Here is a 9,008-nt window from a genome sequence, read left to right as displayed (position 1 = left end):
GGGAACAACCGTCCCGCCAGCGCCGCCAGTGCCGTATCGCGCGCGGGGGGACACGCGGCCACCAGCCGGTCCGCCATGGCGTGCGCGGTGGGGAAACGGGCCTCGGGGTCCTTGGACAGCGCCACCGACAGCACGTTCCACAGAGGGGCGAGCACCTCCGGAGGCTTCGTCAGCTTCTCCTGGCAGATGGCCTTCATGGTGTCCAACTCGTCCTCGCGCTCGAAGGCCCGCCGTCCCGTGAGGGCCTGGTAGAGGACGAGCCCCATGGCGAACAGGTCGCTTCGCGCGTCCAGCTTCTGGCCCAGCGCCTGCTCCGGGGACATGTAGAGCGGCTTGCCCTTCACGATGCCCGGCAGCGTCACCGTGCGCTGCGCGCGCACCTTGGCCACGCCGAAGTCCAGCACCTTCACCTGGCCATCGAAGCCCACCATCACGTTGTGCGGTGACAGGTCGCGGTGCACCAGTTCCAGGGACGCGCCGTCCTCGCCCTTGAGCGCATGCGCGGCGTGCAGCCCCATCAGCGCCTGCGACACGATGGCGGACACCACCGCCGGCTCCAGCGGCCCCTTGTTGGCGCGCAAGAGCCGGTCCAGGTCGATGCCGTTCACCAGCTCCATGGCCATGTAGTACGCGCCCTGCGCCTCGCCGAAGTCGTAGACGTGCACCAGGTTGGGGTGCGACAGCCGCAGGCCGATGCGCGCCTCGTCCAGGAACTGCTGCACCATCTCTGGCTGCGCCGTCAGGTGGGGCAGGATGCGCTTGAGCGCCACCAGCCGCCCCAGCCCCTCCGGCCCGCGAGTGCGCGCGATGAGCACCTGCGCCATGCCGCCCGTGCCCAGGGGCTTCACGACCTCATAGCGGCCAATGCGTCCGCGGTTGACGGGCGTGCCCTCCACGTCCAGCTCGTCCAGCCGCTCCAGCGGTCCCCGGCCGTCCGTCAGCGCCAGGAAGGACAGCACCGCCGAGTCCAGCTGCTCGCCAATCGCCTCCACCAGCCCCATCACCCGCTGGCCGCCGTCCTCGAAGTTCCCATCCACCACCAGGCCCAGTCCGCCCAGGTTCAGCCGCCCCAGGGTGAGCTGCTGGCAGAAGAGCATCCGGCCTTCGCGCAGCTTCCGGGGGCCGCTCCAGTGGGCCGCCTCGAAGACGTCCACGCCCAGCTCGCCCAGCACACGCGTCAGCACCGGGCCTCGCGTGCCCCGGAGCGAAACGAAGCCCGCCTTCGCGTGCACCATGCGGGCGCACTGCGTGAGGAACACGTCCAGGCCGGTGTCGAGGTCCAGACCCCGCTCCAGGCAGTCCTCGAGGATGTCGTCGGCCATCCGGTTCACGGCCATCAGGCCGCGCAGGAAGGCCAGCTCTTCTTCCGGGGATTGGAATGCCACGCATTCATCAATACCCGAAAACCCGGCGGGGATGCAGCGCCCACCGGGTGGGACGTCAGACGCGCTCGCGGTCCACGCGCACCATCGGCGACAGGCGCTCCGGCAGTTCACCCAGCTCCGGCGTCGCGCGGGTCACGGGGTGCTCCAGCAGCCCGTGGCGGTCCAGCATGTACTCCAGGTGCGCCACGCGCGCGCGCAGCGCCTCCAGCTCCCCGGCGGGCCGGGCCTGGACCTCGCGCACGCGCAGCCACGTCTCAATCACGGGCTTGAGGGCGAAGCGCAGCGTGAGGCCGAGCAGCGGCACACCGACGGTCATGCCGGTGACCATGATGACCATGACGGCTTCGGTCAGCTCCATGAGGGAGGCTCCAGGGAAAAAGAGAGGCGGACCCCCGGCCTACGAACGGGGGGACCGGGCGATTGCACCGCCCGGCCCACGCCCGGGGTGAGGCATCAGCCGGACTTGGCCTGGTCCGTGTAGATGGCGTCCGCGATGCGGTACGCGCTGCCCTCCAGCCGCTGGAAGGCTTCCTTCAAGACGCCCGCGTCGGAGGTGTTGAGCACGGAACGCAGGCGCTCCAGGTCCGCCTGGATTTCGCCCTTGTCCTTCTCCGACAGGAGGTTGGCGTACTCCTCCAGGCTCTTCTCCGTGGTGTAGATGAGCCCGTCCGCGTTGTTGCGCAGCTCCGCCAGCTCCTTCTTCTTCTTGTCGTCCGCGGAGTGCGACTGGGCGTCGTTGATCATCCCCTGGATTTCGGCCTCCGACAGACCGGAGTTGCCCACCACGCGCACCTGCTGCTGCTTGCCGGTGCCCAGGTCGCGCGCGCTCACGTGCACGATGCCGTTCGCGTCGATGTCGAAGGACACCTCAATCTGCGGCACGCCGCGCGGCGCGGGCGGGATGCCGACCAGCTCGAAGCGCGCCAGCGTCTTGTTGTCCGCCGCCATCTCGCGCTCGCCCTGGAGGACGTGCACGGACACGAGCGGCTGGTTGTCCACCGCGGTGGAGAACACCTGGCCCTTCTTGCAGGGGATGGTGGTGTTCTTGTCGATGATCTTCGTGAAGACGCCGCCCGCGGTCTCCACGCCCAGGGACAGCGGCGTGACGTCCAGCAGGAGGACGTCCTTCACCTCGCCCTTGAGCACGCCGCCCTGGATGGCGGCGCCCACGGCGACGACTTCATCCGGGTTGATGCCCTTGTGGGGCTCCTTGCCGAAGAACTCCTTCACCTTCTGCTGCACGCGCGGCATGCGCGTCATGCCGCCCACCAGGAGGACCTGGTTGATGGCCTGCGCGGTGAGGCCCGCGTCCTTGAGCGCGATGCGGCACGGCTCGATGGAGCGGTCGATGAGGTCCGCGACCAGGGCCTCGAAGGTGGAGCGGTCCACGGTCTCCGTGAGGTGCTTGGGGCCGGACGCGTCCGCGGTGATGAACGGGAGGTTGACCTCCGTCTCCGGGGCGCTGGACAGCTCGTGCTTGGCGCGCTCCGCCGCTTCCTTCAGGCGCTGGAGCGCCATGCGGTCCTTGCGCAGGTCCAGGCCGTTGTTCTGCTCCGCGAAGCGCTTGGCCAGGTAGTCGATGAGGCGCTGGTCGAAGTCCTCGCCACCCAGGAACGTGTCGCCGTTGGTGCTCTTGACCTCGAACACGCCGGCGGTGAGCTCCAGGATGGAGATATCGAACGTGCCGCCGCCCAGGTCGTAGACGGCGACGCGCTCCGTGGTGGCGTCCTTCACCTTGTCCAGGCCGTACGCGAGCGCCGCGGCCGTGGGCTCGTTGATGATGCGCAGCACGCTCAAGCCCGCGATGCGGCCCGCGTCCTTCGTCGCCTGGCGCTGGCTGTCGTTGAAGTAGGCGGGGACGGTGATGACGGCCTCGGTGACGGGCTCTCCGAGGTAGTCCTCCGCCGTCTGCTTCATCTTCATCAGCACGATGGCGCTGACTTCCGGCGGGCTGTAGCCCTTGCCCCGGATTTCAACCCACGCGTCGCCGTTGGGGCTGGACGCCACCTTGAAGGAGGAGACGCCAATGGCCTTCTTCGCCTCCGGCGAGTCGAACTTGCGGCCGATGAGGCGCTTGGCCGCGAAGACCGTGTTCTCCGGGTTGGTGATGGCCTGCCGCTTGGCAATCTGGCCCACCAGGCGTTCACCGGAGTCGGTGAAGCCCACCATGGAGGGCGTGGTGCGGCTGCCTTCGCTGTTGGGGATGACCACCGGCTCGCCGCCTTCCATCACGGCGACGCAGGAGTTGGTGGTGCCCAGGTCGATTCCAATCACCTTCGCCATGACTACTGACTCCCCCCGGAGGAACTGTCGGACGGCGCGGAAGTCTGGGGCTCCGCGCTCTTGCCTTCTTCAGACGCCTTCGGTGCTTCCGTGCCGGCCGCGGGCGCGGCGGCTTCCGGCGCCGCGGCAACGGGCTCCGGCGCCGCGACGACTTCCGGCGCGCGGGCGACGACGACCATGGCGGGACGCACCAGGCGGTCGTTGAGATGGAAGCCACGCGTCACTTCAAAGAGCACGTGGCCCGCCGGGACGTCCGCGGACTCCACCTGCTGGATGGCTTCGTGCAGGCGCGGGTCGAAGGGCTGGCCCTTGGCGGAGAAGCCCTTCACGCCGTGGCGGCCGAGCGAGTCCTCGAAGGACTTGCGCGTCATGGCCACCCCCTTCTGGAAGCTGTCGAAGTCGGGGGACTTGCTGGCGGCGTCGAGCGCGCGGTCCATGTTGTCCACCACGGGGAGCAGGTCCTTGAGGAGCTTCTCCACGCCGAACTTCTGGACGTCCTCCTTCTCCTTCTGCGCGCGCTTGCGGTAGTTCTCCAGGTCCGCGGCGGAGCGGATGGCCCGGTCCTGGAAGTCCTTGGCGCGCTCGTGCGCCTCCTTCAGGCGCTCCAGCGTCTCGCGAGCCTTGGTCTGGCTGAACTCCAGCTGCGCGCGCAGCGACTCCACCTCCTGGCGGAGCGCGGCCGCGTCCTCGGTGGGGGGAGCGACTTCGGGGGTGGAGACGTCCGCTTCGGCGGCCGGGGCGGAGACGTCCAGCTCCACCTCCGTCTCCGAGCCCGCACTGTCCGCGTCTCCGTCCATCCGACGCTCGACGCTGCGAACCGCCTCGTCGATCACGTCCTGCCCGATGTCCGTCTGGAGGCTGTCCTTGTCTTTGGTACCCGACACGGCGCGCACTATCTCACGCGACGCTGAGCGATCCAACAGGACCCGAGGCGGTCGCGCATGCCCAGCGTGCGGGCAGGCGCGACTTCATACGCAGCGGAACTTCACGCCCCGGGCGCGGGTTTCTTGCGGCCCAACGTTTTCTTGGAAGCTGGTTTCTTCGGGGCCCGGGCGCCCTTGGCGGCGGCGGGAGCGCTCGCGGTCTTCTTGCGCCCGATGGACTTGCTGCCGCCCTTGGACGCGCCGGAGCTCTTGGCGCGGGCCGGGCGGCTGGGGGCGGCCTCCTCCTCCGGGGCGGCCTTGGCCGTCTTGGCGGCCTTGGCTTCGGCGTCGGGCGCGGAGGCAGTGCCGGTGGTGGAGCCGGGCTTGAAGGCCTCCTCGACGGAGGTCTCCACGCGGCGCACGGCGGTCTCAATCTTCTCCGCGGCGGTCTTGGTGGTGGCGGCGGCCCAGGTGCGCAGCTGCACGAGGCCTTCCTTCACCTTGGCCTGCTTTTCCGGGTCCTTCACTTCCTTGAGGAGGCGCTCGGCCTCGCCGCGGAGGTCGTCCGTGGTGCGCTTGAGGTCTTCACCGGTGCGCTTGAGGAAGTCCATCAACTGCCTGTCCCACTTCTCGGCCATGACGCGTCTCCTCCGTCGTCTGCTCGAACCCATCCAACTGCACGTGTGAACCGCGCGCAAAGCCTTCCGCGCTGTCCGTGTAGGACGGCGGAGCGCGCCACTGATTGCCGTGTGGCAGTGCGTCAGGGGCTCCGCCGGGGTGCAAGCGGGGGCGCGCGCGACAGTCGGATGGCAGACACGTTAAGGTGCGTGCCCTCTTCCGGGAAGGCCGCGTTGGGGCGGGCCCGGTGCTGGAGTGTTCCCATATGCCGTCCCGGTCCTTCCGAGCGCTGTCCTCGCTCGTCGTGCTCACGTCCCTGCTCGCGCTGGCGGCCTGTGGTTCCAACGAACCGGAATCCTCGGGGCCCGTGCTGCCCCAGGTGACGCTGACGGCGGCCACGGTGGGGGTGGCCTACGAGAAGGTGCTGACGGCGACGGGCGGCACGGCGCCGCTCACGTATTCGGTGGACCAGGTGCCGCCGGGCTTCTCCTTCTATGGAGACAGCGGGCGGCTGGTGGGCCCGGCGACGACGGCCGGCGAGTGGACGCTGACGATGGTGGTGCGCGACGCGAAGGGCGCCCAGCACACGCGGGGCTATGCGTTGCGAGTGTGGCCGGCGCCGGTCATCACCACGACGACGACGCGGCTGCCGAACGCGACCGAGGGCAGCCTCTACACCTTCACCTTCACCGCCACGGGCGGGACGCCGCCGCTGACCTGGTCGCAGGCGGGCGGAGCGATTCCGGACGGCCTGACGCTGACGGAGGACGGGGTGCTGACCGGCACGCCCCAGGGCCCGGCGCTGTATGAATTCACGGTGCGGGTGGAGGACGCCAACGGCGCCCACGCGGAGGCGGTCATCCAGCTGCCCCTGACCACGTCGACCGGCGAGCTGCCCGACGGCGGTCCGGTGACGGATGGCGGGACGAAGACGGACGGCGGCACGACGGACGGCGGCACGAAGACGGATGGCGGGACGCAGCCGACGGCGGTGCCGTTGAAGGTGGGCAACTGGAACATCGAGTGGTTCGGCTCCACGGCCGAGGGCCCCTCGGACGAGGCGCTGCAACTGGCCAACGCGACCGCGGTCATCGCGGACGCGGGGCCGGACGTGCTGGGCGTGGCGGAGATCGTCGGCGTGGACGCGTTCAACTCGCTGACGGCGAACCTCAGCGGCTACAGCGGCCTGCTCGCGGGTGATGGCTGGTACGGCCCCACGGCCCAGAAGGTGGGCCTGCTCTACAAGACGAGCACGGTGCAGCTGGTGAGCTCGAACGTCGTGCTGACGGACTGCGCGCAGGACTTCGCGTACCGGCCGCCGCTGCGCGTGGACCTGAAGGTGCTCCGGGGCTCCTCGCCGGTGGACCTCACGGTGATGGTGCTGCACATGAAGGCGTACGCGGACTCGGATTCATACCTGCGGCGCAAGGGCGCGGCGATGTGCCTCAAGGACTATCTCGACACGAACCTGCCGACGCAGAACGTGATGGTGCTGGGCGACTGGAACGACGACGTGGACGCGTCCATCTACACGCCCAACGAGTCGCCGTACCTGAACCTGGTGAACGATGCCGCGCGCTACAAGTTTCTCACCCAGCCGCTGTCGGAGTCCGGGGAGCGCTCGACGGTGAGCAACAGCCAGTTCATCGACCATCAGCTGGCGACGAACGAGTTGGCGGCGTACCACGTGGCGAACTCCACGAAGGTGCTCAAGCCGAGCATCGTCAGCTACAAGAGCACCACGTCGGACCACTACCCCATCTTCAGCGATTTCAACTTCGGCTCGGCCGCGCAGTCGGGGAGCGTGCGGGTCACGGCGCCCAACGGCGGTGAGACGCTGAATGCGGGCCAGACGTTCAACATCACCTGGACGTCCAGCAACGTGTCGCAGGTGAACATCACGTACACGCTGGACGGGACGGTGTGGCGCGCGGTGGCGTCGGGCCTGACGGCGTCCACCGGCCGCTACGCGTGGACGGTGCCGAGTGAGTCCTCCACGCTCGCGCGGGTGCGCGTGGCGGACGCGGCGCGCGCGGACGTGGCGGACGTGAGCGACGGGGTGTTCACGCTGACGCGGCCGACGCAGCAGGTGTTCATCAACGAGTACCTTGCGCAGCCGCTCAATAATGCCGCGGGGACGCCGGATTACGACCAGCAGTTCGTGGAGATCTACAACGCGGGTCCGGGGTCGGTGGATCTGAGCGGCTGGAAGATCCACGACGCGAAGTCGTACTCGGGCGCGGACCCGGCACGGCACACGTTCGTGTCGGGCACGGTGTTGCCGGCGGGCAAGGCCTACGTGGTGTACTCGGGGTCGACCGCGCTGCCAGCGGGGGCGCAGTACGCGACGTACTCCAACGGCGGCTTGGGGCTGCGTTTCGACCGGGGCGTGAACCAGGGTGGCGCGGGTGACATCGTGTACCTGGTGCGCGCGGACGGGACGGTGCAGGACAGCCACTCGTACCAGACCTCCAGCATGCCGGTGACGTCTGGCTATTCGTTCAACCGCTCCCCGGACCTGAGCCCCACGGGGACCTGGGTCGAGGGTTACAGCCTCTACTATTACGCCGCGACCCCGGGCAAAAAGGCGAACAACACCGCCTTCTGAAGCAGCTCGCGGTGACATGACTTCCGCCTGGGCTTCTGCTTGGGTGGAAGGATGCGCGTCTGGGTTCATCTGAGAAGAATCGCCACGGCCGTGGTGTTGTGCGTGTGGCTCGCGGCCTGTGGCGGGACGCGTGGGGCGGTGGCTCCGCCTTCGCGGGAGGAGCTGCCCCGCCAGGTGCTGCTTCTGAGGGAGGCCCCGGATGGGAGCTTCACCCAGGAGTGGCGGCCGGCGGAGGACTTCGACCTCGCCCACTACGTGAAGGCCCCCGAGGGCCGGCGCATCGTGCGGACGGCGCGCTCCGTTCGGGACTGTGACGCGGAGAACCGCGAGTGCATCCAGGAATGCATGAGCCGGCCATTGGGGAGCGACTTCAGTCACATCACGAAACGGCCCGGGCTTGGTGGCAAGGAGGAGTACTGCGTCCGCCGATGCAAACAGCCCTACCTGGACTGCATCGACCTTGAGAAGCTCCGGCCGCAGGAGCTTTCCTCGCTGGATGCGGTCTCCGAATGGGCCCGGCGCAACCAACGCGCCATCCTGGTGGGCAGCGTGGTGGTCATCGCAGGGGTCGCGTTTGTCGTCGTCTCAGCGGGCGTGGGGCTCATCGTGCTCGCGCCCGCGCTGCTTCTGACGACGTCATCCGTGGCCCCAGCACAACACCTGGTGGAGAGCGCACCATGATGCACTTCTTCGACAAGTTGGAGGTCCTGGGACGGCACTACTCGGAGAGCACCTCCGAGGAAGAGAAGCAGGCCTTCATCTTCGCGATGGACGCCATCTACTTCATCCTGGGCACCGGGCAGGGCACCGAGTTTGAAGCATATGTCCAAAGCCAGGAGGCCTCCGCGCCTCCGTTGGTCATCGCCCGCTTCAAGACCCGAGAGGAGGCGGAAGCCGCGATGAACGCGCGGAAGCCCCCAATCGACTCGGCACGCGTGCTGATTGGAGACGACTACTACTCCGCCATGTTCGTTCCAGCCACGGGAAGAACCCACCTGGTCCGGGCAGAAACGTTGGACTTCTACCTCCAGGCCATGGCGGATGAACGGCTCACGCCTTCGGGCCTGTCCTTCGCCACGAAGCAGGAGGCGGAGGCGTGGATGAACCAGCAACCCACGCCGCCCCAACAGGTGGTCATCGACGTCGCGGGGGCGCCGTATCTGGCCGCCTACCACCACCGCATCGACTACCGCGTCCTCTATCCCCTGCCCGCCCCCACGCCTCCGTCGCAGGAGCCGTGAGGGCGGCACG

8 protein-coding genes are annotated in these 9,008 nt (G+C 68.6%); 3 read left to right on the top strand and 5 right to left on the bottom strand.

The genetic code is table 11. From position 1 onward, the window contains the following. From D7V77_RS21805 to D7V77_RS21785, 5 genes are all read right to left on the bottom strand, one after another. Positions 1 to 1,337, bottom strand: a 1,337-nt coding sequence (locus tag D7V77_RS21805) for a serine/threonine-protein kinase (RefSeq protein ID WP_147452121.1), incomplete at its 3' end; no start/stop codon positions are given. A 103-nt stretch (positions 1,338 to 1,440) separates the two neighbouring features. Then, positions 1,441 to 1,743 carry a hypothetical protein gene (locus D7V77_RS21800; protein ID WP_120578215.1) on the bottom strand — a complete coding sequence of 101 codons (303 nt, stop codon included), beginning with the start codon at positions 1,741 to 1,743 and terminating at the stop codon, positions 1,441 to 1,443. A gap of 95 nt (positions 1,744 to 1,838) precedes the next feature. Beyond that, a complete protein-coding gene (gene dnaK / locus D7V77_RS21795) occupies positions 1,839 to 3,668 on the bottom strand; it encodes a molecular chaperone DnaK (protein ID WP_120578214.1) in 1,830 nt (609 codons plus the stop codon). Between the two features lie 2 nt (positions 3,669 to 3,670). After that, positions 3,671 to 4,552: a nucleotide exchange factor GrpE gene (gene grpE, locus D7V77_RS21790; RefSeq protein WP_120578219.1), complete on the bottom strand. Its 882-nt coding sequence runs from the start codon at positions 4,550 to 4,552 to the stop codon at positions 3,671 to 3,673. A gap of 101 nt (positions 4,553 to 4,653) precedes the next feature. Continuing rightward, entirely contained in the window at positions 4,654 to 5,169 is a 516-nt protein-coding gene (locus tag D7V77_RS21785; protein WP_120578213.1) for a transcriptional regulator, read from the bottom strand. A 245-nt stretch (positions 5,170 to 5,414) separates the two neighbouring features. Here D7V77_RS21785 and D7V77_RS44855 point away from each other — a divergent pair, with 245 nt between their 5' ends. From D7V77_RS44855 to D7V77_RS21770, 3 genes are read left to right on the top strand one after another with little or no spacing between them, the layout of a single operon-like run. Then, entirely contained in the window at positions 5,415 to 7,757 is a 2,343-nt protein-coding gene (locus tag D7V77_RS44855) for a lamin tail domain-containing protein (protein WP_233597147.1), read from the top strand. A 51-nt stretch (positions 7,758 to 7,808) separates the two neighbouring features. Then, a complete protein-coding gene (locus D7V77_RS44850; protein WP_120578212.1) occupies positions 7,809 to 8,438 on the top strand; it encodes a hypothetical protein in 630 nt (209 codons plus the stop codon). Continuing rightward, a complete protein-coding gene (locus tag D7V77_RS21770; protein WP_120578211.1) occupies positions 8,435 to 8,998 on the top strand; it encodes a head protein in 564 nt (187 codons plus the stop codon). The genes D7V77_RS44850 and D7V77_RS21770 overlap by 4 nt, the downstream gene beginning before the upstream one ends. The last annotated feature ends 10 nt before the right edge of the window (positions 8,999 to 9,008 follow it).

Source organism: Corallococcus sp. CA041A (genome assembly GCF_003612075.1).
Classification (GTDB): Bacteria; Myxococcota; Myxococcia; order Myxococcales; family Myxococcaceae; genus Corallococcus; species Corallococcus exiguus.
Note: the sequence above shows the minus strand (reverse complement) of the source record. Positions and strands in the feature narration are given on the sequence as shown.

What these genes read in the sequence shown, in the direction of transcription:
- D7V77_RS44850 (WP_120578212.1), top strand. Translation starts at nt 7,809, where the DNA reads ATGCGCGTCTGGGTTCATCTGAGAAGAATCGCCACGGCCGTGGTGTTG.
- D7V77_RS21800 (WP_120578215.1), bottom strand. Translation starts at nt 1,743, where the DNA reads ATGGAGCTGACCGAAGCCGTCATGGTCATCATGGTCACCGGCATGACC.
- D7V77_RS21785 (WP_120578213.1), bottom strand. Translation starts at nt 5,169, where the DNA reads ATGGCCGAGAAGTGGGACAGGCAGTTGATGGACTTCCTCAAGCGCACC.
- D7V77_RS44855 (WP_233597147.1), top strand. Translation starts at nt 5,415, where the DNA reads ATGCCGTCCCGGTCCTTCCGAGCGCTGTCCTCGCTCGTCGTGCTCACG.
- D7V77_RS21770 (WP_120578211.1), top strand. Translation starts at nt 8,435, where the DNA reads ATGATGCACTTCTTCGACAAGTTGGAGGTCCTGGGACGGCACTACTCG.
- dnaK (WP_120578214.1), bottom strand. Translation starts at nt 3,668, where the DNA reads ATGGCGAAGGTGATTGGAATCGACCTGGGCACCACCAACTCCTGCGTC.